The organism is Cellvibrio sp. GW822-FHT04B05, assembly GCF_058800985.1.
Genome location: NZ_JBXAMU010000002.1, coordinates 26,812 through 52,751 on the forward strand (window position 1 = coordinate 26,812; position 25,940 = coordinate 52,751).

Genomic DNA, 25,940 nt, shown 5'->3' on the forward strand with positions numbered 1-25,940 from the left:
TCATGGAGCGACTGGGGACGCTGAGCCCCCAATTGGCAGAGGTACTGAAACATCTGCCGGTGCATAGGTTTGCTGGATAAAAGTCATCGCATCCACAGACACATTCAGTAGCGGTTGTGGATAGAAACCAACTACCAATAGAATTAACGCAAGAGACACTACCAGACCGATTTCACGGGCGGACAGATCTGCGAATCTTTGTTCTGAAGAGGGTTGGCCAAACAAAGTGCGATGAATCAGGATCAGCGAGTAAACACCAGCCAATACCAAGCTCGCCGTCGCAACAATAGTGATCACTGGGACTACTTTGAAAGCACCTAGCAAAATCAGGAATTCACCAATAAAGTTGGCTGTTCCCGGAATACCCAGTAACGCAGCAGCGAAGAACATTAACAGCGGCGGCAAATAAGTAAATCTTGCCCAGAGGCCGCCCATTTCACGCATATCACGGGTACCAGTGCGCTCGTACAGTTGACCAGCAAGAATAAACAGGCCGCCGGCACACAAACCATGAGCCAGCATTTGTATCACTAAGCCTTGCAGCGTTAACAAATTGCCGGAGTAAATACCGATCAGTACAAAGCCCATATGGGAAATACTGGTGTATGCGATCAAGCGTTTGATATCAGTTTGAACGAATGCCAGAAAAGCGCCATAGAAAATACCCACCACACCAAGCAACATTGCGGTATTGGCAAATTCCTGCGAAGCATCCGGGAAGAATGGCAAGGTAAAACGCAACATACCGTAACCCGCCGTTTTCAAGAGGATACCGGCGAGGTCAACGCTACCTGCAGTCGGGGCTTCGGCGTGTGCATCCGGCAACCATGCATGCACAGGAACAATAGGCAACTTAACCGCGAAGCCAATGAAGAAACACATCATCAGCGCAAACTGTACTTCCGAACTCATTAGTTTGTGCGCGCCAAGCAGGGTCTCATAATCAAAACTGAGCTGCTGGGTCGCATTGAAGTTAACAAATACCAGGGCAAGGATACCAACCAGCATCACCAATCCACCCACCTGGGTGTAGATGAAGAATTTAGTTGCTGCCTTAACACGTACCGTACCGTTATGAGCAGAATGCCCCCAGAGCGCAATCAGGAAATAGACCGGAATCAACATCATTTCCCAGAAGAAGAAAAACAACATCATATCCAGTGCGAGGAATACGCCGAGAACACCGGCCAAGCTCCACAGCAAATTCATGTGGAATGCGCCGATATTGGTTTTAATTTCTTTCCACGAGCAACCAACTGCAACCACACCCAGCAAACCGGTGAGCAATACCATCACCAGTGACAAACCATCCAGGCCGAAATGGATACTGACTCCTAAAATGGGAATCCAGGAATACTGTTCTTCAACTTGCCAATTAAGCCCACCGGTACCAGTAATACTGGTGTAATCACCGGTAAGCCACAGATTTACACCTATGGCGAGCACAAGAAACATACTAATAAGGGCAATCCACCGTGGGACGCCTGCGCCTAATCGCTCGCTTAGCCAGCACAAAAAGCCGCCAACAAACGGGATCAGGATCAGTGCCGAAAGAGTCATGGTCTGGCTTATCCTTCTTAATGAGTAAAAGTAACTTGTAAAACCAGGACAGCGCCCAGCACTAACACCGCACCCAACGCAATACTGGTGGCGTACCAGCGCACGCGACCGTTTTCGGTCACGCTCATCGCGCTGTTACCCAGTTTTGCCAGTGACGGGATCAAATCAAACAATTTGCCAATGACATCGTGGCGATTGATGGCCGCGATAAACAGATAAGGTTTTACGAACAACCAGTTGTATAACCAATCAAAACCACAGCCATCGCGCAATATTGGTGACAACAAACGACCCAATCCGCTTTCTGCAATAGCTTTGGCGATGCGGCGCTCGCCCCAGAAGAAGACGAATGCCAATGCCAAACCGATCAAGCCAGTACCGATAGCGAGTATTTCAACGAAATGCTTGGACTCTTCCAGTATTGGAGAAGTGAACTCAGGCAACACGCCTTCCAGCGGTTGATGAATCAATGCGCCTACGAAAGTCGAAAGCACCAACAGCACGCCAAGCGGCAGCCAATAGGAGATACCGTGGATCGCATGTGCATGGGTTTTCTCTTCGCCGTGGAAAACAATAAAGATCAGGCGGAAGGTATAGATAGAGGTGAACAATGCCCCCACCAATCCAGCCCAGAACAAATTGGTATGCCCACTTGCATATGCTTGCAACAAGATTGCATCTTTACTGAAGAAGCCGACGGTCAGGAATGGGAAGGCCGCAAGAGCGCCGCCACCCACCAGGAAGCAGGCGTAAACAAATGGAATCTTTTTCCAGAGGCCGCCCATCTTGAAAATATTTTGCTCGTGGTGACACGCAATAATGACTGCACCAGCGGAAAGGAACAATAAGGCTTTAAAGAATGCGTGAGTCATCAGATGGAATATCGCAGCATCCCAAGCGCTAACGCCCAGCGCAAGGAACATATAGCCGATCTGGCTCATAGTGGAATAGGCGAGTACGCGTTTGATATCGGTTTGCACCAACGCCGAGAAACCAGCGATCAACAAGGTAACTGCTCCCACTACACCCACCAGCAACAATACATCCGGAGCCAGCTCAAATACGGTGTGGGTACGAGCAATCAAGTAAACACCTGCGGTTACCATTGTTGCGGCATGGATCAAGGCAGAAACCGGTGTTGGGCCCGCCATCGCATCTGCCAGCCATGTTTGGAGTGGCAATTGTGCAGATTTACCTACTGCACCACCCAATAGCATCAACGAAGCAGCAACAACCATCGGGTCGCCTTCACTCCACTTTTGCGGAGCCAGAACCAGGATTTCCTGGATATCCAAAGTGCCCAGTTGTTGGAAAATAATAAAAATACCGATCGCCATAAACACGTCGCCCACACGGGTAACAGTAAATGCTTTGATGGCAGCCTCGCCGTTTGCGCGGTCTGAATAATAGAAACCAATCAATAGATAACTACACAGGCCTACACCTTCCCAACCCAGATACAAGAGCGCAAGGTTATCGCCCAATACCAGCAATACCATGCTGGCAACGAAGAGGTTCATGTAAGAGAAAAAACGCTCGTAACCTGCTTCACCGCGCATGTACCAAGAGGCAAACAGATGGATGAAGAAGCCGACACCGGTGATTACACCCAGCATTGTTAAGGACAGGCCATCCAAATGCAGACCGAAGCTCGCGTCAAAATCACCAACCTGCATCCACGACCAAAGTGTTTGTACGTATTTGCCGCCCTGCTCTACGTTATTTAAAAAATCGATCCCGACATAAACAGTCGTTAAGGCTGAAAGCCCCAAAGAGCCGACACCGATAGCAGCGGCCACATTTTCAGAAAGACGGGTGCGCAATGTAGCTAATAGTAAAAAGCCGATTGCGGGAAACAGGAATGTTAAGTAGAGAAAATTCATCCGCGCATCTCACTCGCAACGTCAATATCCAGGGAATGATGGCGACGATAAAATTGCAACACTATCGCCAAACCGATACTTGCTTCAGCTGCAGCCAAGGTAAGAATCAGAATGAACATGACTTGTCCATCAGGCATACCCCAGCGGCTACCAGCAACAACAAATGCCAAGGCGGCGGCATTCATCATTACTTCAAGGCACATCAACAAAAATAGAATGTTGCGGCGAACCATCACCCCAACCAGCCCCAGTACAAAGAGCACACCCGCTACCGCAAGGCCCTGCTCCATAGGTATTGCTATCATTTACGCACACCTTTTTCGATTACGCGCAACGCGCTTTGCCATTTATCCGGTATTCCGCCAACGGGGAGCCGGACAGCTTCATTTTTAAATTGTTTTCGACTGTATCAGTCTTCGCGCTTACCTAAATGGTACGCAGAAACCAGTGCCGCCAGCAGTAGCAATGAGGCAAGTTCAACCACCAACAGATATGGACCAAACAGGGAAACACCCACCTGTTTTGCATCCACCAATGTGTGGCCAGCTTGACTCCAGGTACCATCGCGCAACAGGAAAAGCATCTCGGCTAAAAGAATTGCTGCAAGAATCCCCGGCACAATCCAGCTTTTCGGTGTTAACCAGGCGCGCTCCTGCATAGCTACTGCCGGACCTACGTTGAGCATCATCACCACGAATACGAACAGCACCATAATGGCACCGGCATACACGATAATTTCAAGCGCACCGGCAAAAGGAGAACCCAGCATAAAGAATATGGCAGCAACCGCTAACAGCGACACAATCAGGCTCAACAGTGCATGAACCGGATTGGTGTTAATGATTACACGCAAGGTTGAATAAATCGCGATTGCGGCGGCAATGTAAAATGCAATTTCCATCGAATGTCTCTTCTCTTCAATCGGACCGGAATTAAGGCAACAAACTTTTTACATCAATAGGCTTGGCTTCATTTTGCGCAGCACCTTTCGGCTTGCCCGCAATCGCCATACCGGAAACACGATAAAAGTTGTAATCCGGATTTTTACCCGGGCCGGAAATTAACAAATGCTCTTTCTCATATACCAGATCCTGACGGTTGTATTCCGCCATTTCAAAATCCGGAGTCAATTGAATTGCAGTTGTCGGACAAGCTTCTTCGCACATCCCGCAGAAAATACAACGCGAGAAATTGATACGGAAAAACTCGGGATACCAGCGGCTATCCTCGGTTTCCGCTTTTTGCAACGAGATACAACCAACAGGACAGGCAACCGCACAAAGGTTACAGGCTACGCAACGCTCCTCACCGTCCGGATCACGAGTCAGCACAATACGCCCGCGATAGCGCGGCGGTAGATATACTTTTTCTTCCGGATATTGGATGGTGTCACGCTTACGGAAACCGTGGCTGAAAACCATCGCCACACTGCGCACCTGAGTACCAGCGCCTTTTACAAGGGAGATTATTTTTTTCACCATAATAATTTACCTTAGCCCTGATTCAGCAGCACAACAGCGCCGGTTACAAGTAAGTTGATCAATGTCAGAGGCAGACAAACCAACCAGCTGAATTTCATTACGTGGTCATAACGAGGACGCATCAAGGAGCCACGCACCAGTACAAACAACATGATAAAGAATGCTGTTTTTACCGCAAACCAAATGAATGGTGGAATGAATTCAAGATAAGGCAAAGGTTGCCAACCACCGAAAAACAGCGTCACGATCATTGCAGAAACTACTACCACACCAATGTACTCTGCAACAAAGAACATCCCCCACTTCATACCTGAGTATTCGATGTGATAACCATCAGCCAATTCTTGTTCAGCCTCCGGTTGGTCGAATGGATGACGGTGAGTTATCGCAATACCGGCAATAAGGAATGTGCAGAAACCAAAGAATTGCGGAATGATATTCCAAAGGTTGGACTGTGCCTCAACAATGTCACGCAAGCTGAATGATCCCGCTTGCGCTACAACACCCATCAGTGCCAATCCCATAAATACTTCGTAACTTACCGTTTGTGCGGCGGCGCGCATGCCACCAAGCAACGCGTATTTGTTATTGGATGACCATGCACCAAACATTACCGAGTAAACAGCAAGGCCCGCCATACCAAAGAAAAACAACAGGCCGATATTTAAATCAATCACACCCCAAGTTGGGGTTACCGGAACTACTGCCATTGACAGCAAAATAGTTCCCATAGCGATTGCTGGCGCAAGGCGGAACGTTAATTTATCGGCAAATGGCGGAGTCCAGTCTTCTTTAAAAAACATTTTGAACATGTCGGCCACAATCTGGAACATACCAAAAGGACCAACACGATTGGGACCGTAACGATCCTGCCACCATGCAAGTAATTTACGCTCAATCAAACTAAGGTAAGCGGCGAGTAACACAGTTACCAACAGAATGACGACGCCCTGGAAAACGGTGAAGAAAATGTTAGCCAGATCCGGGGTAATCCAATCAAACATTACACAGCCTCCTGCATAACTTGCGCCCAGGTTTCACCAACGAATGTTGGAATACCTTTCAGGCCAACCGGCAAACCCAAGCTGCCAGTTGCAAGCGTTGAACTGACTTTTACAGGCAGGCGCAGATTGTTGTTAACGATGCGCACAATGACTGTCGAATTGTCTTTGATACCGATACGTTCGGCATCAGCGACAGAAATTGCCACATAAGGAGCGGGTATCCTTTCCGCAACAACGGCTGCTTTTGAAGTCATCTCTTCGCTACCAAACATATGGTAGAGAGGCGCAACACGCAGTTTGCTATCGGATGGAACAAAAACAGCAGGAACATCGCTGAAGTAATTGAAGCTGGCATTGGCATTTGCTTCGATCAAGCGTTTGCCCGCATCACCTTTACGTGAATGCCCGCCAACTTCATCCTGGAATTTGTTCCAGGCTTGCGGAGAGTTCCAACCCGGAGCCCATGCAAATGATGTCAGCGCAGCTGGATTCTCTGGACCAACATAACCTTCCATCGAGTGCACTAATGCTGAGTCGGTATCTTGTGATGCACGCGGCTCATGAACGCTGATATTTGCGCGCATTGCAGTACGGCCGGAATAACGACGTGGCTCACGCGCCAGCTTCAAACCTTTAATACGGAAATCAGCATTTGGTGCCGCATCGCGAATTTCAGCGAGCACAGGAATATCAGTAACAATCGCATCAATTACTTCATCTAACTGGGTCCATGAGAAAGGTTTATTGTCAACCGCAGTATGGATAGCATGTAACCAACGCCAGCCTTCTTTTACCTGAATTTTCGCATCATAAAATGCCGGGTCATAAACCTGGAAGAAACGTTGTGCACGACCTTCACAGTTAATCACCGTACCGTCCGCCTCCGCAAAGCTTGCACCGGATAATACGAGGTGTGCTTTTTCTTGTACCGCAGTCACTTGGTGATCGAGAACGATCACAGATTTCGCTGCAGATAATGCTGCATCAACCAGCTCTTTCGGCGCGCGACGATACAAATCATTTTCAGCGATAACCACTGTATCAGCAGTGCCATCTTTCAATGCAGTCAATGCATCAATCACTGATTTGCCGCCCATTGATTTATTGCTGAGGTAAGCAGCACCCAAGCTATTCACTTCCGGTACAACTAATGTAATTGCAACTGCCTTCTCACGAGTTTTCAATGCAAGCGCAATGTTTGCAGCGGCTTTTATAACAGCCTCTGAACCTGCAGAAGTACCAGACACAACCAATGGTGCTTTTGCAGCGAGCAATGCATCAGCGATGGTTTGTGCAAGTGCACGCTCAGCATCGCTCAAATCATTCGCAGCAGGTGCATTGCTGTCGATAATATTTGCTACTGCAAAACCAAGACGCGCAATACTTTCTACAGGTGCACGATAGGTTTCAGTTGCTGCATCATCCAGACGAGTTGCTTCAAAGCTGGCGATAAACAATGGACTCTTGGCGTGTTGGCCAATATTTTTAATTGCCTCAGCAGCCCATTCGGATACGCGTTTTTCGGCAGCCATTTCATAGGCTTTGCCTTTCACTGCCTGACGCAATGCCAGCGCAATACGCGCTGCGGTTTGGGTTAAATCTTCACCCAGAATAAATACAGCATCTTTGTTTTCGAGGTCACGTACTGGCGGAGTGTGCAAACCACTGTTTTGCAGAATATCCAGCACTAATTCAACACGCGCCTGCTCAGCAACTTCAAAACCAGCGCTGAAGTTTTCTGCACCAACCAATGAACGCAACGCGTAATTGGTCTCAATGCTTGCACGCGGTGAACCAATACCCACTACTTTTTTGGAGTTTTTAAGCGCGGCAATTGCCCAGTCCAATGCACCATCCAAAGTAGTTGCACCAAGGCCGTTAGTTGCACGCAACAGTGGAACACGTGGGCGATCTTTGTTATTGACATAACCATAACCAAAACGGCCTTTGTCACACAGGAAATAATGGTTGATAGAACCGTTGTAACGGTTTTCGATACGGCGCAATTCACCGTAGCGCTCACCGGGGCTGATGTTACAGCCGACTGAACAACCCTGGCATACGCTCGGAGCAAACTGCATATCCCACTTACGGTTGTAACGCTCGGAGTGGGTTTTGTCGGTGAAGACACCGGTAGGGCAAACTTCTACCAGGTTGCCAGAGAACTCGCTTTCCAAGGTACCGCTTTCAACACGACCGAAATAAACGTTGTCATGTGCACCGTACACGCCCAGATCTGAACCATCAGCGTAATCGTTGTAATAACGCACACAGCGATAACATGCGATACAGCGGTTCATTTCATGGCTGATAAACGAACCCAATTCCTGATTAAGGTGGGTGCGCTTGGTGAAATCATAGCGACGTGAATCGTGACCGGTCATTACTGTCATATCTTGCAAGTGACAGTGACCGCCCTCTTCACACACCGGGCAATCGTGCGGATGGTTAGTCATCAACCATTCAACAACGCTAGCGCGAAACTCTTTCGCCTCTTCATCATCAATCGAAATGAAAGTGTTATCGGTTGCCGGAGTCATACACGACATCACTAAGCGGCCGCGTTTATCGTCAGCATTAGCATATTGTTTAACTGCGCATTGGCGACACGCCCCAACACTGCCTAGCGCCGGGTGCCAGCAGAAGTAGGGAATGTCCAAGCCTAACGACAAACACGCCTGCAACAGGTTGTCTGCGCCGTTAACTTCTAATTGTTTACCATCAACGTGAATCGTAGCCATGACTGAGCCTTTACGCATTAGCCGCAGCAATTGCCGGGGCTATACCTTGTTCAAATTCGGAACGGAAATATTTCAATGCACTTTGCAGTGGCTCCATCGCACCCGGCGCATGTGCGCAGAATGTTTTACCTGGGCCCAACTGACGAGTAAGTTGCTGCAGGATATCCAGATATTCCGGCTTACCCTCACCGCGCTCAATCGCCAATAGCATTTTTACAGACCAAGGCAAACCATCGCGGCAAGGAGTACACCAACCGCAAGATTCACGCGCAAAGAACTGTTCGAGGTTGCGCACCGCAGATACCATGCTCTGGGTGTGATCAACAACCATCACCAAGCCAGTACCCATACGGCTGCCTGCTTTCATAATGGTGTCAAAGTCCATCGCCAGATCCAGATGATCAGGAGTGAGGAAGTCGGTAGACGCACCGCCGGGCAACCAGGCTTTCAACTCCAAGCCATCGCGCATACCGCCAGCGTGTTCATAAATGATTTCGCGTGCAGTAGTGCCGATTGGCAACTCCCATAAACCCGGATTTTTCACCTTGCCGGAAGCACCATAAATCTTGGTACCGCCATCGGGGCTTTTGCCTTGGGACAAACCTTTAAACCAATCCGCACCACGGTTGATGATGTGCGATAAATTGCTCAGGGTTTCCACGTTGTTAACGATAGTTGGCCGACCCCATAGACCGGCAATTTGCGGGAACGGCGGTTTGGCTCTTGGATTGGCGCGACGGCCTTCAAGCGAGTTGATCAATGCGGTTTCTTCACCACAGATATAACGCCCTGCCCCGGTATGCACATGCATATCGAGACTCCAGCCAGAACCTAAAATGTTTTCACCGAGATAGCCTTTTGCGTTGGCTTGCTCAATTGCTTCATTCAAATGTTTTGCAGCAAGAACATATTCACCGCGCAAAAAGATGTAAGCGCGTTTTGCCTGGATCGCGTAAGCCGCGATGATCATGCCTTCCACTAATTGATGCGGCAGACATTCCATTAGCAAACGATCTTTAAAAGTTCCAGGCTCCATTTCGTCCGCATTACAGACGAGATATTTTGCACCGGCGTCTGGCCCCATGGGAATCAAACCCCACTTAATGCCCGCTGGGAAACCTGCGCCGCCGCGGCCACGCAGGTTTGCATCTTTTACTGCTGCCTGAACATCAGCAGGCGACATTGCAGGAATTGCTGTGCGCACTGACAAATAACCATCCAGTGCTTCATATTCTTTGATATCGACTACCGGCTTGTTATCAACAATGCGATACGTCAGCGGTTTAATTTCGCCAAGGTTGGAAAGGGCTGTCATACATATTTCTCCAACAGTGCCGGAATTTGCTCGGGAGTCAGATTGGTGTGGGTGTCATCATTGATCATGATGGCCGGCGCTTTATCGCAAGTACCCAAACAGCAAATCGGGATGAGCGTGTAACGATCATCTGCTGTTGTTTCACCAAGGCCAACATTAATGTGCTTGATAATTGCATCTTGGACGACTTCAAAATCGTTCAAATGACAGGCGATGCTATCGCAGACTTTGATAACGTTACGGCCAACAGGACGACGGAAAATCAAACTATAAAATGTCGCTACACCTTCGAGATCCGGCGCGGAAATTCCAAGCAAATCTGCCACTGGTTGAATAGCGCCGTCAGGCACCCAGCCATGGCGACGCTGGATCACTTTCAATGCATCAATAGAAGCAGCGCGCGCATCATCGTAGTGATGAATGTGGTGCTCAATTTCAGCACGGTCTTCATCGGCCAGGATATAAGGCTCGACATTGGGACGACTATCAGCCTTAAAAGAATCATTGTCAGTACAAATAATCATATTGGTTTACTTTGATAATTAGCGGTCAACATCGGCCATTACAAAATCGATACTGGCCAGGTAAGCAATCAAATCGGGAATCATACTGCCGTTAATCACCGAGGGCATTTGCTGCAAATGCGCAAAACTCGGTGTACGGATACGGGTGCGATAACTCATGGTGGAGTTGTCACTGGTCAGATAATAACTATTGATGCCTTTGGTTGCCTCGATCAACTGACTCGCCTCACCTGCTGGCATGATCGGCCCCCAGGAAACACTCAGGAAGTGAGTGATCAAGGTCTCGATGTGCTGCAAGGTTTTTTCTTTCGGCGGCGGACAAGTCAATGGATGATCGGCCTTGTATGGACCTTCAGGCATGTTGTCCAAACATTGTTTGATGATACGCAAGCTCTGACGCATTTCTTCAACGCGAACCAGACAGCGGTCGTAAGCATCACCATTGTGGGCAAGGGGAACATCAAAATCAAAATTCTGATAACCGGAATAAGGACGCGCTTTACGCAGGTCAAAATCAATACCGGTTGCACGCAAACCCGGACCCGTTACACCCCACTCAATAGCTTCTTTGGAGTTGTACTGGGCGATACCGATAGTACGTGATTTTAAAACGCTGTTTCTGATTGCAGCTTTTTCGTATTCGGCAAGACGTTTAGGCATCCACTCAACAAAATCACGCACCAGTTTTTGCCAGCCGTTTGGAAGATCGTGGGCAACACCGCCGATACGGTACCAAGCCGGATGCATACGCCCGCCGGTTATAGCCTCGATTACATCGTAAGCTTTCATACGGTCGGTAAACATGAAGAAGATTGGCGTCATACCGCCAACGTCCTGGATGTAGGTACCCAGGAACAATAAGTGACTGGTAATACGGAAAAATTCAGCCATCATCACACGGATGGTTTCAACACGTGACGGCACTTTGATACCGGCAAGTTTTTCCACTGCCAATACGTAAGGCAGGTTGTTCATTACTCCACCGAGGTAATCGATACGGTCGGTGTAAGGAATGAAACTGTGCCAGGATTGACGCTCACCCATTTTTTCCGCGCCGCGGTGGTGATAACCAATATCCGGAACACAATCGAGAATTTCTTCACCATCCAATTGCAACACAATACGGAAAGCACCGTGCGCACTCGGGTGGTTAGGACCGAGGTTGAGGAACATGAAGTCCTCATCCTTGGTACCGCGCTTCATGCCCCACTCTTCGGGGTTGAAACGCAAGCCTTCCTGTTCAGCTTCCTGCTTTGCAGCGTTCAGCATAAACGGATCGAATTCAGTCGCACGCGCAGGATAATCCTTGCGCAGAGGATGCCCTTTCCAGGTACGCGGCAGCATGATGCGTACCAGCAATGGATGGCCATCAAACTCAATGCCAAATAAATCCCAAACTTCACGCTCATACCAGTTGGCGTTGGGCCAGATTTTGATAACGCTGGGGACACTCAAACTATCAGAAGAGAGAGCAACCTTGATACGCACATCGCTGTTGCGCTCAATCGAGAGCAGATGATAGAAAACGGTAAAATCCGACGCTGGCAAACCGTAGCGATGAGTACGTAAACGCTCATCCATCGCACTCAGGTCATACAGCATTGAATAAGGCTTCGGTAAATCGCGCAGAAAACGCAATACCTCAACCACCTTATCGCGCGTTACCCAAAGTGTAGGAACGTCATCTTTGGTCGGCTGAACCACAAAGGTTCCCTCACCAAATTCAGCAAACAGTTCGCTCACTACCGGAGGCAAAGCAGTATCTAGAGTCGCATTCTCAGCCATCTATCAGCTCATCACTAAAATTAAAATTCTTTGAAGGAAGACGCAAACCGGCAGGTTATACGCCATCAGGCTCGCGCAGGTTTACTACCTGGATACGCTCCGCCTGTTTAACATCCCGCTGTGCCGGCATTACCGGACGATATACGCCCTGGTCACCGCCGACCCAAGTCAATGGGCGACGCTCTTTGCCAATCGATTCCTGCAACAACATCAAACCTTGCAAAAAAGCTTCGGGACGTGGAGGACAGCCCGGGATATACAGATCAACCGGGAGAAACTTATCAACGCCCTGCACAACGGAGTAAATATCGTACATGCCACCCGAGTTCGCGCAGGAGCCCATGGATATAACCCACTTGGGTTCGAGCATTTGGTCATACAGGCGCTGAACAACAGGAGCCATCTTCATAAAGCAGGTACCTGCTACCACCATCAAGTCAGCCTGACGGGGCGATGCACGAATTACTTCTGCACCGAAGCGCGCCAAGTCATGAGGTGCGGTAAAAGCAGTCGCCATTTCCACATAGCAGCAGGATAAACCGAAGTTGTAGGGCCAGAGAGAATTTTTACGCCCCCAGTTGACAGCGCCGTGGACCATATCCTCCAGCTTGCCCAAGTAAATATTTTTGTGAACCTGATCTTCCAGTGGATCACTTACCCGCTCCCGGGGTTGTTCAGGGTAGCGAACTTCTGAATTGTCAGAATCAATACGCGTCAGGGTATAGTCCATCAGGAAAACCTCAGGATGCTTGGTAACTTAATTGGAGTTTGCAGTAACGTCAGTTTTAGCTTTAGCCGCATCGTTAATACGACGACGACGCGCTTCAGATGACCAGTCGAGCGCACCAATGCGCCAGATGTAAAAAAGACCGACGAGAAGAACAGAAACAAAAATGACTACTTCGATAAAGCCAGCCCAACCGCTTTCACGTACCGATACAGACCAGGCGAAAAGGAACAATGCTTCAATATCGAAAATCACAAAAAACATGGCGACCAAATAAAATTTCGCCGAGAGACGTAGGCGTGCGCCACCTACAGAGACAATACCGGATTCAAATGGCTCGGTTTTAGCCCTGCCCTTACTGCGCCCCCCCATAAGAACGGGAATAGCAAGCATAAATACACAGACAAAAAGAACGCCAAAGATATAAATAGCGAAGGACCAGTTATGCGCAATGGTGTCAATTGACATCAAGTAATCTCCCACAGCGAATCACGCAAAATGCAAATAATACGCAGATGATAATTAATCTTATTGCGATAGTAGAATGCAAAGTTTATGATGTCGTCATTAACCAGGCATGCTCGACAAAAAGACTTATAAAAAATTGAGGCGAATTGAAATCGGCCGGCATTCTCTATGGATAACAATAAACGGTGTGCAAAAAAGGCGTAAATTCCGTCGTAATAATTCGCATCCCGTGCCCAAAAATGCCTGCACTGCCAAAGTGTTTTGAAAACCGCTTATGGAAACGCACCGCATTGTAGCAACTATCGAACCAGACTCAAACCTCGATTACAAAAAAGTTTCAGGTATTTGAAGCACTTACTGCAAAAAATTTTCGTTCACAATGAAAAACCGCTTAATTAATAACCGCATTTATTTTATTTCTGCGATTTCATACTAGAGCCTTTCCCCCGGACAGGTACAATGTCCGCCGAATAAAGCGATACAAATCCGGCCAATGAAAACGCAAATCGCCCAGTCGGCACTCACCGGTTTATCGATAAGCTGTTGAACGATTCCATTCCCTTGATGTTCACATCTACAGCCGTAACGCGTATTCACCATTTCTCTTTTAAATAGCGACTCAGGTTTTCTATGGTTTTACAGTCACCCGCTACACCTCCCCTATCGAATCGTCCCGGCAATAAACAATCATGGGGACAATTGCATGGCAGTGCGCAATCACTCGCTATTGTTAATGCAGCACTAGCGCATAACGGGCTGAGCCTGGTGGTAACCGCAGACACCAGCACCGCGATTCGCCTTGAAGGTGAATTATCTTTTTTTGCAAAAGACCAGGAACATCTGGCCGTTTTACATTTAGCAGATTGGGAAACACTCCCATACGACACTATCTCACCGCATCAGGACATCATTTCCGAGCGGCTAAGCACACTCTATAAATTACCCAACGTCAAACAAGGTATTTTGGTTGTACCCGTCACAACCCTACTGCAACGCCTCATGCCGCAAACCTATCTTGTCGGCAATAGTTTGATGGTGGCCGTTGGCGAAAAAATAGATACCAGCCAGTTACGCTCCAATCTTGAACGAGCCGGTTATCACTGTGTCGATACTGTTTACGAACATGGCGAGTTTGCTGTGCGCGGCTCACTCATGGATATATTTCCGATGGGTAGCAACACGCCCTATCGCATTGATCTGTTTGATGATGAAATTGAAAGCCTGCGCACCTTCGACCCCGAAACACAAATGACAATCGATAAGGTCGAAAAAATCCAACTATTGCCAGCAAAAGAATTTCCACTCAATAAAAGCGGTATCAGTTTATTCAAACAACAGTGGCTGGAACGCTTCGATGTAAACCACAAAGCCTGCCCGATTTTCCAGGATGTCAGCGCCGGGATCTCGCCGCCTGGTATCGAATATTACTTACCGTTATTCTTTGAAAGCTGCAGTACACTATTTGATTATCTCCCGCAAAACACGCAAGTGTATGCGCTGGGTGATATTGAAAAATCGGCCGAAAATTTTTGGGTCGAGTTGTTGCGCCGCTATGAAAGTCGCCGTGTAGATCCTTTACGCCCGCTGCTCGCGCCACGCGATATCTATCTGGCGATTGATGAGTTTTTCGGTCACTTGAAAAGCTACGGCCGAACATTTATTGAAGCCAACACATTGGACGATAAGGCAGGCAATTACAATTTTGCTACCACCGCTACGCCATCGCTACCCATTCGCGCGCAGGCCGAAAACCCATTGATAGCGATCCAATCCTTCTTAATGGAGTTTGATGGCCGCGTATTATTTTGCGCGGAGTCTGCCGGCCGCCGCGAAACGCTATTAGAACTACTTAGCCGCATCAGGATTCGACCTGCAACGGTCAATAGTTGGGGAGAGTTTCTTACCCAAAGTGAAAAGCTTGCGATTACAGTCGCGCCTTTGGAACAAGGACTGCTACAAACCAATCCCAAAATTGCCTTGATTTCTGAATCACAATTGTTTGGCGAGCGGATTCAACAGCAACGTCGACGCAAACAAACGCAAGACAATGCTGACCTGATAGTAAAAAACCTGACTGAATTAAAGATTGGAGCATCGGTTGTCCATATTGATCACGGTGTCGGCCGCTATCGCGGTTTGGAGACCATCACTATCGACAATCAAACCAATGAATTTTTAACCCTGGAATACGCGGACGAAGCCAAACTTTATGTTCCTGTCACCAGCCTGCATTTAATCAGTCGCTACGGTGGAGCTGAAGATAATTTAGCACCCTTACATCGACTTGGTAGTGAGTCCTGGCAAAAGGCGCGACGCAAAGCTGCTGAACAAATTCGCGATACCGCTGCAGAACTGCTTGAAGTTTATGCGCGCCGCGCTGCACGTAAAGGCCATGCTTTTCCTGATCCCAAAACGGCTTACGATGCATTTGCAGCAAGTTTTCCGTTTGAGGAAACCGCTGATCAACAACGTGCAATTGAAGCCGTTATTGAGGATATGCTCTCACGCAAACCAATGGATCGCCTCGTATGTGGCGACGTTGGCTTCGGTAAAACCGAAGTCGCCATGCGCGCGGCATTTATTGCTGCCCATGGTGGCAAACAAGTGGTGATACTTGCTCCTACTACCCTGCTTGCACAACAACACTATGAGTCTTTAAAAGATAGATTTGCGGACTGGCCGATCACAATTGAAGTGCTCTCCCGCTTCCGCACCACGAAAGAAATCAACCAAGTACTGGAGCGATTAACCGAAGGCAAAGTAGATATTGTTGTAGGCACCCATAAACTTTTATCACCCGATATCAAATTTAAAGATCTCGGGTTATTAATTATTGATGAAGAACACCGCTTTGGCGTACGGCAAAAAGACCAGATCAAAGCCCTGCGTGCCGAGATCGATATCCTCACCCTGACTGCCACGCCAATTCCGCGTACGCTGAATATGTCGATGGCCGGCATTCGCGATTTATCGATTATCGCCACCCCGCCGGCACGCCGGCTCTCCGTAAAAACCTTCGTACGAACTTATGATGAAGCGACTATTAAAGAAGCAATCCTGCGGGAAATATTGCGTGGCGGTCAGGTTTATTATCTGCATAACGAAGTCGATACTATCGAAAAAGTCGCGCGTGATTTACAGGAACTGATCCCGGAAGCACGCATCGGTGTAGGCCACGGCCAGATGCGCGAGCGCGACCTTGAACGAGTCATGTCAGATTTTTATCACAAACGTTTTAACATTATGGTATGTACTACCATTATTGAAACCGGTATCGATATACCTAGTGCCAATACCATTATTATCAATCGCGCCGATAAGTTTGGTCTCGCGCAACTGCACCAATTGCGCGGCCGCGTGGGTCGCTCACACCACCAAGCCTACGCGTATTTATTAACTCCTGATCGCCGTGCAATGACTGACGATGCGCACAAACGACTTGAAGCCATCAGCGCCGCTGAAGATTTGGGGGCTGGCTTTACCCTTGCCACTTACGATATGGAAATCCGCGGCGCCGGAGAATTATTGGGCGAAGAACAAAGCGGCCAGATACAGACGATTGGCTTCTCACTTTATATGGATATGCTGGATCGTGCGGTAAAAGCCATCCGCCAGGGTAAACAAGCAGATCTGGAAAAAGCACTTAGCGAAGCAATAGAAATCAACCTGCGTATTCCAGCATTAATTCCAGCAGATTACCTGCCGGACGTACATACGCGCCTGGTGATGTACAAACGCCTTGCGAATGCAGATAGCGAAGAATCGTTGCGGGATTTGCAGGTTGAAATGATTGATCGCTTCGGTCTCTTACCGGAGCAAATTAAAAACCTGTTCCGCGTAACACAAATTAAATTGAGCGCAGAAGCGATTGGCATTACCAAACTGGAAGCAAATAATCGCGGCGGCAAAGTGGAATTTGCGAGCGATACCCGCGTTGATCCACTACTTATTGTTAAATTGGTACAAAGCCAACCACGTGTTTATAAATTGGAAGGCGCCAACCAACTGAAATTCGCGATGGATTTGGATACAACAGAAAAGCGCATCCAGGCAGTGACAGATTTGCTTAGGTATTTAAATCCAAAAATTTAAATTACAAAATACATTTTTAATGTCCGGATATCATTCAGGAAATCATTATGCTTATCAAACAATCGCCCGCTTTTTTATTGTTGAGGGAGTCGCATGTAATGCGCACTATTATTCTATTAACGGTCGGCACCTTGTTTGGTATTACAAATGCAAGCGCCCAACCAGCCAGCAACACTATGTTCAATAACCATGAAGGTTGGTATCAGGTTGAAATGATCGTGTTTGCGCGCAAAGATAATGCAGGCCAGGAACATTGGCCAAGCAATATCAAATTGCGCTATCCGGCAAATTGGGTCGAACTAAAAAGTTCTGGCACCGGGATTGATTCCACTAAAGAACAATTTTATGCCTTACCCGCTAGCGAGCGGATGTTGAATGCGCAAGCGCAGAAATTGCAACGCAGTGGCCGCTCTGAAGTGTTATTCCATAATGCATGGCGCCAAATCATTACCAACAAAAATAACGCAAAAGCCATTCTCATTAACGGCGGCCAAACATTTGGTAAACATCAATCATTAGAAGGCAGCATCCAGTTAAGTGTCGCTACCTATTTGGAATTGCAAACCAATTTATGGTTTACACAATTTGAGAATAATACCGGGCAAGAAATTATCCAACAGTGGCCGGAAATTCCATTGCCACCGAATAAGCTCGCCACATCAGTTAACGCCTTATCAACAGAGTCTGAAATGGAGTTAGAGCAAGCGCTTGAAAATGATAAGGCGCAGCAGTTAGGTAACAGCCCATCGACAGCAACGGGCAATGCATTTGTTACCCGCAATATTATTTTGCTGCAGCAAGAGCGCGATATGCGCAGCAGTGAAATCCATTACATTGATCACCCCATAGTAGGCATTATTATTCAGGTCACACCTTATCCACGCATCACGACTGCTCCGGTGACCGCTCAATAATACGCCGGCACTTGTGTTGATCCTGAAATAAAAACACCGGCAATTGCCGGTGTTTTTATGTAACACTGCGAGTGAAGTTTACATCAGCCCAGCAAAACTACATCTTCTGCTTGCAAGCCCTTATCACCTTGTTGTAACTGAAACTCGACATTTTGACCTTCAGCTAATGAGCGGTAACCTTCCGCACGGATATTTCGATAATGGACAAAAATATCCTCGCCTCCTTCTCCTCTGGTTATGAAACCGTATCCACGCACGTTGTTAAACCATTTAACAGTGCCCATTTCACGATCTGCCATATGAAACACCTCTACAGCCTTGATGCTTATTGTTATTTGCTCGGTTTGCTTCATCCGTTGATCGCCAGCACAGCAGGCTAGCAGCTATCCACAACCGGGTTAATAGAACCAAAAACCCCGTGCTTACAGATATTAACAAAACTTGGAAATAAGAGGTGAGTTTTTTGTCGCTTATTTGCCCAAATTTACTGGTTTGCAAATATAAAAATAGTTTCCTTAAAATTTTCCATATCAGGCATCGGGAGTTTTCATTATTTCTTCATATATCAAATATCAATCAAACCCTCATTAACCAGCAAGCATCGACATTGCTTATACAGTTATTGCACGCTTCGCCATATAGGCAGCGTAATCAGGCACCCAGTGCTGCGATTCATTGTTGAACAGCGGCGATGACACCATAAAATCAGCCGAACTTTGGTTGCACGCAATCGGGATGTTCCACACTGCGGCAATGCGCAATAACGCTTTTACATCAGGATCGTGTGGCATAGGCTCAAACGGATCCCAAAAAAAGATCAACATATCAAGCTTGCCTTCACTGATTAAAGCACCTACCTGCTGATCGCCACCCAATGGGCCAGAGATAAGCTTGGCAATTGGCAAACCCGTTTCGTTTTCTATTAAGGTGCCGGTGGTGCCGGTGGCAAACAGCGTATGGGCACTTAAATTGGCGCGATGCTTTTTACACCATGCCAACAAATCTTTTTTTCTATTGTCATGGGCTACCAATGCAATCGATTTTGCAGCAGGCAAGCTAATCTCTTTATATTCCATAAAATCCTCCCGGTTAATTCATGAGGAATTAAATCGCTGGCAACTGCATTATCAGTAAAAAAATGACCTTGCCTGAGTGTAGACAGGATCGCTCAGACAAGGTCATTTTTAATAACAGCTGTAAAAATGGCCGATATTAGTGGCTAAGCTCTAACAGCAATTTGTTAAGACGCTGCACATAAGCTGCCGGATCCTGCAACTGCGCGCCTTCCGCAAGATTAGCTTGATCAAACAGGATATGCGCCAAATCGCCGAAGCGTTCATCACTCGTTTCCTGCTCCAATTTTTTCACCAATGGATGCTCAGGGTTCAGTTCAAAAATAGGCTTGGACTCAGGCACTTTTTGTCCTGCTGCTTCGAGGATACGACGCATCTGTGCTCCCATGTCATGATCACCCACGACCACACAAGCAGGAGAATCTGTCAGACGGTGCGTAATACGCACTTCAGATACTTGATTCTCCAGTGCCGTTTTGGCGCGCTCCAACAAAGGCTTCAAGGCTTCAGCCACTTTCTCTTGCGCCTGCTTTTCCTCTTCGCTATCAAGCTTGCCTAAATCAAGCTCACCTTTACCCACATCTTGCAATGATTTGCCATCAAACTCGGCCAAATGACTCATTAGCCATTCATCAACGCGGTCACTCAACAACAATACTTCAATACCCTTCTTGCGGAAAACCTCGAGATGCGGGCTGCTTTTTGCGGTGTTGAAATTTTCAGCGGCGATATAATAAATTTTCTCCTGCCCTTCTTTCATCCGCGCAACATAGTCGTCAAGCGATTGGTTCTGCTCGGCGGTATCAGTGTGCGTTGAAGCAAAACGCAACAACTTGGCAATTTTTTCGCGGTTAGCAAAATCTTCTGCCGGACCTTCCTTAATGACCTGGCCAAACTCTTTCCAGAAAATGCTGTAATTGTCCGGTTCACTTTTTGCCAGTTTCGCCAGCATATCCAATACACGCTTGGTCAAGGCCGAACGCATGCTATCGATGTTAGGGTCTTTTTGCAGGATTTCGCGGGAGACATTCAAACTCAAATCGTTAGAGTCTACTACCCCTTTGATAAAACGCAGATACAGTGGCAGGAATTGTTCAGCGTCATCCATAATAAAGGTACGTTGCACATACAGTTTCAAACCACGCGATGCATCGCGATTGTACAAATCGTACGGCGCGCGCGCCGGGATGAACAACATACTGGTGTAATCCAGATTACCCTCTACGCGGTTATGGCTCCAGCTCAATGGATCAGTAAAGTCATGGCTAATATGCTTGTAAAATTCTTTGTATTCCTCATCGGTCACATCAGAACGTGAACGAGTCCAAAGTGCAGTTGCGGTGTTGATAACTTCATCTTCCGGTTCTGTACTTGCTGCATCTTCACCCGCCGGAGTTTGTTTTTTCATTACTACCGGAATCGCGATATGGTCAGAATATTTTTTGATGATGGAACGCAAACGCCAATGATCCGCAAACTCCAACGCATCATCTTTTAAATGCAATTCAACACTCATACCGCGATCGGCTTTTTCCACTGACTCTACGGTAAACTCTGCGTCACCTGAACATTCCCAACGCACAGCTTCATTAACCGCCGCACCGGCGCGACGAGTTGTCACAACTACTTTATCGGCAACAATAAAAGCAGAATAAAAACCGACACCGAACTGACCAATCAATTGCGCATCTTTTTTCTGGTCGCCCGACAACTTTTGCATAAACTGCGCAGTACCGGATTTAGCAATGGTTCCCAGATTCTCGATCACCTCATCGCGCGACATTCCTATGCCGTTGTCGCTGATGGTCAGTGTTTTCGCATCCTTATCGAAACTGATACGGATTTTTAACTCCGTATCACCTTCGTATAAATCGCCATTCGATACAGCCTCAAAACGTAATTTATCAGCCGCATCCGACGCATTGGATACCAACTCACGCAGGAAAATTTCCTTGTTTGAATATAACGAGTGAATCATCAAATGCAGCAATTGCTTAGCTTCAGTCTGGAAGCCACGGGTTTCTTTGCGGGCATCAACGGTCATTTTCTAACTCCTGGGTACATACACAAAGGTGGGAACAATTAACAACCGCCGGGAATGGCGGAGATGTGCACTAGATGGGGCAAGCGTTAAAGAATTCAAGGGTATAAAAAGAGGGAGAAAATTCAGGCAATAAAAAAGCCGCTAAAAAGCGGCTTTTTTAAAGATGTTGGTAGGACTAAGCAGACTCGAACTGCTGACCCCCACCATGTCAAGGTGGTGCTCTAACCAACTGAGCTATAGTCCTGAAGAGGCGCGCACTTTACCAAGGTGAATCCGCCAGGACAAGACCCAAAAATGACTTTTTTGTGACTTGCCCTGTTTGCTGCGGATTATTGGCCTAAACCGCGTGCGAGATCGGCTTTTAAATCACCGATATCTTCCAAACCAACGGCAATACGAATCAGGTTTTCGGTAATGCCGGCGTCAGCTTTTTGTTCCGGCGACAAACGGCCATGTGTAGTGGTTGCCGGATGGACGATGGTGGTTTTGGTATCGCCTAAATTAGCAGTGAGCGACATGATGCGTGTTGCGTCGATAACCTTCCAGGCCTCGTCTCTTCCACCTTTCACACGGAACGATAAAACACCACCAAAAGCGGTTTGCTGCCTTGCCGCCAACTCATAACCAACATGACTTGGTAAGCCGGCATAAAATACTTTTTCTACGTTAGGATGTGCATTGAGCCACTGTGCCAATTCCAACGCATTGCGTGAATGGGCTTCCATCCGCAGACGTAGCGTCTCAAGCCCTTTTAAAAATACCCATCCGTTAAATGGACTCATGGTTGGGCCAGCGCTACGAATAAAGCCGAGTACTTCGTCTACATATTTTTTTGCGCCAGCGACGACACCACCGAGGCAACGACCTTGACCATCAATGTATTTGGTAGCCGAATGAATAATTAAATCCGCACCAAATTCCAGTGGTTTTTGCAGTGCCGGTGTGCAGAAACAATTATCGACCGCCAATAACGCACCGCGAGAGTGGGTTAAATCTGCCAAGCGTTGAATATCAATTACATCGCACAAGGGATTTGATGGAGTCTCAACAAAAACCAATTTGGTATTGGCAGTGAACCCTGCTTCCCACTGAGCAAAATCCGTTGGATTAACAAAAGTCGTGGTCACACCGAATTTTTGTAAAAATTTGGTGAAGAGCACGGTCGTTGTACCAAATACACTGCGCGAACACAAAATGTGATCACCGGATTTCAATAGTGCAATGCAGGTCGACAAAATTGCAGCCATGCCTGATGACGTTCCAACTGCAGATTCTGCACCTTCAAGTGCAGCGATGCGCTCTTCGAACATACGCACAGTGGGGTTGGTATAACGGGAGTAAACATTGCCCGGCTGCTCACCGGAAAAACGGTCAGCAGCTTCTTGCGCGTTAGCGAAAACATAACTGGAAGTCAGGAACAACGCTTCGCTATGCTCACCTTCGTGTGAGCGCGATTGCCCGGCGCGAATCGCGAGTGTATCCAGCGCTGCGCCGAATAGCGGATCTTCGGCTAAAGGTTCGTCAAAATTTTCCATACACTCATCAACTCACTAATTTATCCGCGCGCCGCACCGTTGTGTAAACCAATCGGCAATTCCATTTGTTTAACGGATTTTTTGCCGGACTTAGCATTATCGTTGCGCGCTGCTGCGACTTTCTCCAAATATTCCGGAGTGACATCGCCAGCACAGTATTCGCCGTTAAATACGGCGCAATCAAATTCAGTTACTTTGCTGTTGCCTTCAGCGGATGCGGCAATCAGATCTTCCAGATCTTGATATATCAGCCAGTCAGCGCCGATTTCTTCACACACTTCCTCTTCACTACGACCACTTGCAATCAATTCTGTCGTTGTTGGCATATCGATGCCGTATACATTGGGATATTTCACCGCTGGCGCTGCTGAAGCGAAATACACTTTCCTGGCACCGACATCACGCACCATCTGGATAATTTGCTGGCAAGTGGTACCGCGCACGATGGAGTCATCCACTAACAATACAATTTTATCTCTGAATTCCAATTCGATAGGATTCAATTTTTGACGCACTGATTTTTTACGTTGTTGCTGCCCGGGCATGATGAATGTGCGCCCGATGTAACGGTTTTTTACCAAACCCTCGCGGAATTTTACGCCCAACTTTTGCGCCAGAGCCTGCCCCGCTACACGACTGGTATCCGGAATAGGAATAACCACATCGATGTCATGATCCGGACGTTCACGCAGGATTTTTTCGGCCAATTTTTCGCCTTGACGCAACCGCGCTTTGTACACCGAAATACCGTCCATAATTGAATCCGGACGCGCAAAATACACATGCTCAAAAATACACGGGGTCAAACGCGGTGATTTGGCGCATTGGCGACGATTTAATTCACCCTCTTCAGTGATATAGATTGCTTCGCCCGGCGCAACATCGCCGATCAATTCAAAACCGAGCACATCAAGCGCGACACTTTCGGACGCAACCATATATTCAACACCGCCCTCTTCCGAGTGACGCTTGCCGTACACTAACGGGCGAATACCGTTTGGATCGCGGAAAGCAACCAATCCGTAATTGGCGATCAACGCTACTACCGCGTAACCGCCGGTCACGCGATTATGGACACCGGCAACCGCGGCAAACATATCGTCAGCTGTCGGGTTGAGTTTGCCTTGCAGCTGCAACTCATGGGCAAACACATTGAGCAGTACTTCTGAATCCGAATCAGTATTAACATGACGCAAATCAGTTTTGAAAATATCTTCATTGAGCTTATCGGCGTTGGTCAGGTTGCCGTTGTGCGCAAGGGCAATACCGTAAGGTGAGTTAACATAGAAAGGCTGGGCCAATGCCGGGCCTGAGCTACCTGCGGTTGGATAGCGAACGTGCCCGATCCCCATGGTCCCGAGCAAGCGTTGCATATGACGCGTTCTAAACACATCCTGCACCAAACCATTGGCCTTCTGCTGGCTCATGCGTCCATTTTCGCAGGTGACCATACCGGCGGCATCCTGACCGCGGTGCTGCAAGATGGTCAACGCATCGTAAAGCTGAACATTCACATCGCGCTTACCCACAATACCTACAATGCCGCACATAAGATTGCCTCAATAACTGTTAACAACTTTAAACTTTTTGGCCACTTTCAACACTGCCGAACAGTGCCATTAACCACTGGCTGAACTGGTCATAAGCAGCCCTGACCCACTCCTCACAAGCAAGGAAATGAGGAATTAATTGTGACTGTCGCCACCACTCATCTTCATTGACCGGAATAAAACCGGGCAAAAGAATCAATAGCGCCATCACGATAATAAACGCGCGCGCCGCACCAAAAACCATTCCCAGGAGACGATCTGTGCCGGATATACCAGTGGCACGCACCAGAGCGCCAATGAGGTAACTCAGCATGGCGCCGAGCAATAGAGTAGCGACAAACAAAACGGCGTAGGCCGTCATTATGCGCACAGAGGGTGATTCAATTTGGTCGACCAGCAGAATTTCAAGCTGGCCGCCAAAGACTTTAGCTACCAAGACTGCCGCAACCCAGATAACGAGTGAAAGGGCTTCACGCACAAAACCACGAATCAAGCCGATAAAACAGGACAAGGAAAAAATCCCGATAATGGCCCAATCAGCCCAGTTCATTCGCTCGCCCGCTCCAAAATCATTGATGAGTGGTTTACAGAGGCGCGCATTCTAGCAGAGGCGCAGGATTATGGCTTTAGGGTTTGAAGGGTAAAACAAGGGAATTCACTTTCAGGCGCTTGTCCAATTGAGTTTTAATCGCAATAGCCTGCGCCTTGTCCTGTTTAGGGCCAATAAATACCCGATAAATAGTCGTATTGGCGCCCGGGACTGCACGCACATAGGCTTTATGACCTTCTGCCTGCAATTGGTCACGCAGTTTATTAGCACCCTCCTGCGCACTGAGGCTGGCCACCTGAATCACCCAGGTATCCGGTAAACCCTGGGCATTTAAAGGAAATTCAGGAACCGGTGCAACGCTGGACTCCACGTTGGAAGAAGCGACACTAACTGGCGACGCTACCTCGGCAACTGTGGCAACTTGTTCTGCAGGAGGGATTTGGGTCAACGATGCAGCATCGCTTTCATCCGGTACAAACATAGTTTCAGGAGCTGGCGCCGATTCAATTCCGTCGGGCCGCTTGGGCTCATTGAAATCAACGGCAGTAATACTGGGACGACCGGGAATGTGCGAACTGGTATCGACCTGGTATTGCTGGCGATCCTTAAAAAAGCTGGGCAAGAAAAGTACGGCAATCGCTGCAAGTACTGCTGCGCCAATCAATCGATGCTTTACGGATTCTCTCACCTAAAA

General features: G+C 47.9%; 21 protein-coding genes and 1 tRNA gene. 2 read left to right on the forward strand and 20 right to left on the reverse strand.

Annotated features, from left to right (window positions below; translation table 11 throughout):
- The 12 genes from nuoM to AC1RJL_RS05775 all read right to left on the reverse strand — a co-directional run bounded on the left by nuoM (position 1) and on the right by AC1RJL_RS05775 (position 13,488).
- Entirely contained in the window at positions 1–1,560 is a 1,560-nt protein-coding gene (nuoM, locus tag AC1RJL_RS05720; protein ID WP_492911827.1) for an NADH-quinone oxidoreductase subunit M, read from the reverse strand.
- A 17-nt stretch (positions 1,561–1,577) separates the two neighbouring features.
- Positions 1,578–3,443, reverse strand: a complete 1,866-nt coding sequence (nuoL, locus tag AC1RJL_RS05725; protein ID WP_492911829.1) for an NADH-quinone oxidoreductase subunit L — start codon at positions 3,441–3,443, stop codon at positions 1,578–1,580.
- A complete protein-coding gene (nuoK, locus tag AC1RJL_RS05730) occupies positions 3,440–3,748 on the reverse strand; it encodes an NADH-quinone oxidoreductase subunit NuoK (protein ID WP_435785227.1) in 309 nt (102 codons plus the stop codon). Before nuoK ends, nuoL begins: the two co-directional genes overlap by 4 nt.
- 104 nt (positions 3,749–3,852) lie before the next feature.
- Positions 3,853–4,344 (reverse strand): NADH-quinone oxidoreductase subunit J, encoded by a 492-nt coding sequence (gene nuoJ, locus AC1RJL_RS05735; protein ID WP_492911831.1) that lies wholly within the window; start codon positions 4,342–4,344, stop codon positions 3,853–3,855.
- Between the two features lie 31 nt (positions 4,345–4,375).
- Positions 4,376–4,924 carry an NADH-quinone oxidoreductase subunit NuoI gene (gene nuoI / locus AC1RJL_RS05740; RefSeq protein WP_492911833.1) on the reverse strand — a complete coding sequence of 183 codons (549 nt, stop codon included), beginning with the start codon at positions 4,922–4,924 and terminating at the stop codon, positions 4,376–4,378.
- Between the two features lie 11 nt (positions 4,925–4,935).
- Positions 4,936–5,928, reverse strand: coding sequence for an NADH-quinone oxidoreductase subunit NuoH (gene nuoH, locus AC1RJL_RS05745; RefSeq protein ID WP_492911835.1), 993 nt, complete (start codon positions 5,926–5,928; stop codon positions 4,936–4,938).
- Entirely contained in the window at positions 5,928–8,669 is a 2,742-nt protein-coding gene (nuoG, locus tag AC1RJL_RS05750; protein WP_492911837.1) for an NADH-quinone oxidoreductase subunit NuoG, read from the reverse strand. Before nuoG ends, nuoH begins: the two co-directional genes overlap by 1 nt.
- Before the next feature lie 10 nt (positions 8,670–8,679).
- Positions 8,680–9,984: an NADH-quinone oxidoreductase subunit NuoF gene (gene nuoF, locus AC1RJL_RS05755; RefSeq protein WP_492911839.1), complete on the reverse strand. Its 1,305-nt coding sequence runs from the start codon at positions 9,982–9,984 to the stop codon at positions 8,680–8,682.
- Positions 9,981–10,508: an NADH-quinone oxidoreductase subunit NuoE gene (gene nuoE, locus AC1RJL_RS05760; RefSeq protein ID WP_492911841.1), complete on the reverse strand. Its 528-nt coding sequence runs from the start codon at positions 10,506–10,508 to the stop codon at positions 9,981–9,983. The genes nuoF and nuoE overlap by 4 nt, the downstream gene beginning before the upstream one ends.
- An 18-nt stretch (positions 10,509–10,526) precedes the next feature.
- Positions 10,527–12,293 (reverse strand): NADH-quinone oxidoreductase subunit C/D, encoded by a 1,767-nt coding sequence (nuoC, locus tag AC1RJL_RS05765; RefSeq protein WP_492911843.1) that lies wholly within the window; start codon positions 12,291–12,293, stop codon positions 10,527–10,529.
- A gap of 55 nt (positions 12,294–12,348) precedes the next feature.
- On the reverse strand, positions 12,349–13,023 hold the full coding sequence (locus tag AC1RJL_RS05770) for a NuoB/complex I 20 kDa subunit family protein (RefSeq protein ID WP_435785235.1): 675 nt from the start codon (positions 13,021–13,023) through the stop codon (positions 12,349–12,351).
- Positions 13,024–13,050: 27 nt separating this feature from the next.
- Positions 13,051–13,488 (reverse strand): NADH-quinone oxidoreductase subunit A, encoded by a 438-nt coding sequence (locus AC1RJL_RS05775; RefSeq protein WP_492911846.1) that lies wholly within the window; start codon positions 13,486–13,488, stop codon positions 13,051–13,053.
- Between the two features lie 630 nt (positions 13,489–14,118).
- Between AC1RJL_RS05775 and mfd the strand changes: the two genes are divergently transcribed.
- Entirely contained in the window at positions 14,119–17,580 is a 3,462-nt protein-coding gene (gene mfd / locus AC1RJL_RS05780; RefSeq protein ID WP_492911848.1) for a transcription-repair coupling factor, read from the forward strand.
- A 47-nt stretch (positions 17,581–17,627) separates the two neighbouring features.
- Complete coding sequence (locus AC1RJL_RS05785) at positions 17,628–18,494, forward strand: CsiV family protein (protein WP_492911850.1); 867 nt, start codon at positions 17,628–17,630, stop codon at positions 18,492–18,494.
- An 83-nt stretch (positions 18,495–18,577) separates the two neighbouring features.
- On the opposite strand, the gene AC1RJL_RS05790 is transcribed toward AC1RJL_RS05785, so the two are convergent.
- From AC1RJL_RS05790 to AC1RJL_RS05825, 8 genes are all read right to left on the reverse strand, one after another.
- Positions 18,578–18,793, reverse strand: coding sequence for a cold-shock protein (locus tag AC1RJL_RS05790; protein WP_133682220.1), 216 nt, complete (start codon positions 18,791–18,793; stop codon positions 18,578–18,580).
- A gap of 312 nt (positions 18,794–19,105) precedes the next feature.
- Positions 19,106–19,570 (reverse strand): methylglyoxal synthase, encoded by a 465-nt coding sequence (locus AC1RJL_RS05795; RefSeq protein WP_492911852.1) that lies wholly within the window; start codon positions 19,568–19,570, stop codon positions 19,106–19,108.
- A 136-nt stretch (positions 19,571–19,706) separates the two neighbouring features.
- On the reverse strand, positions 19,707–21,611 hold the full coding sequence (htpG, locus tag AC1RJL_RS05800) for a molecular chaperone HtpG (protein ID WP_492911854.1): 1,905 nt from the start codon (positions 21,609–21,611) through the stop codon (positions 19,707–19,709).
- Positions 21,612–21,778: 167 nt separating this feature from the next.
- Positions 21,779–21,855, reverse strand: a tRNA-Val gene (locus tag AC1RJL_RS05805).
- A gap of 85 nt (positions 21,856–21,940) precedes the next feature.
- Positions 21,941–23,146 carry an O-succinylhomoserine sulfhydrylase gene (locus AC1RJL_RS05810; RefSeq protein WP_492911856.1) on the reverse strand — a complete coding sequence of 402 codons (1,206 nt, stop codon included), beginning with the start codon at positions 23,144–23,146 and terminating at the stop codon, positions 21,941–21,943.
- 20 nt (positions 23,147–23,166) lie between these two features.
- The gene (purF, locus tag AC1RJL_RS05815) at positions 23,167–24,696 is read right to left on the reverse strand and encodes an amidophosphoribosyltransferase (RefSeq protein ID WP_492911858.1); all 1,530 of its coding nucleotides are present in this window, start codon (positions 24,694–24,696) and stop codon (positions 23,167–23,169) included.
- A gap of 28 nt (positions 24,697–24,724) precedes the next feature.
- Entirely contained in the window at positions 24,725–25,246 is a 522-nt protein-coding gene (locus AC1RJL_RS05820) for a CvpA family protein (RefSeq protein ID WP_492911860.1), read from the reverse strand.
- 76 nt (positions 25,247–25,322) lie between these two features.
- Positions 25,323–25,934 carry an SPOR domain-containing protein gene (locus tag AC1RJL_RS05825; protein WP_492911862.1) on the reverse strand — a complete coding sequence of 204 codons (612 nt, stop codon included), beginning with the start codon at positions 25,932–25,934 and terminating at the stop codon, positions 25,323–25,325.
- Positions 25,935–25,940: the final 6 nt, after the last annotated feature.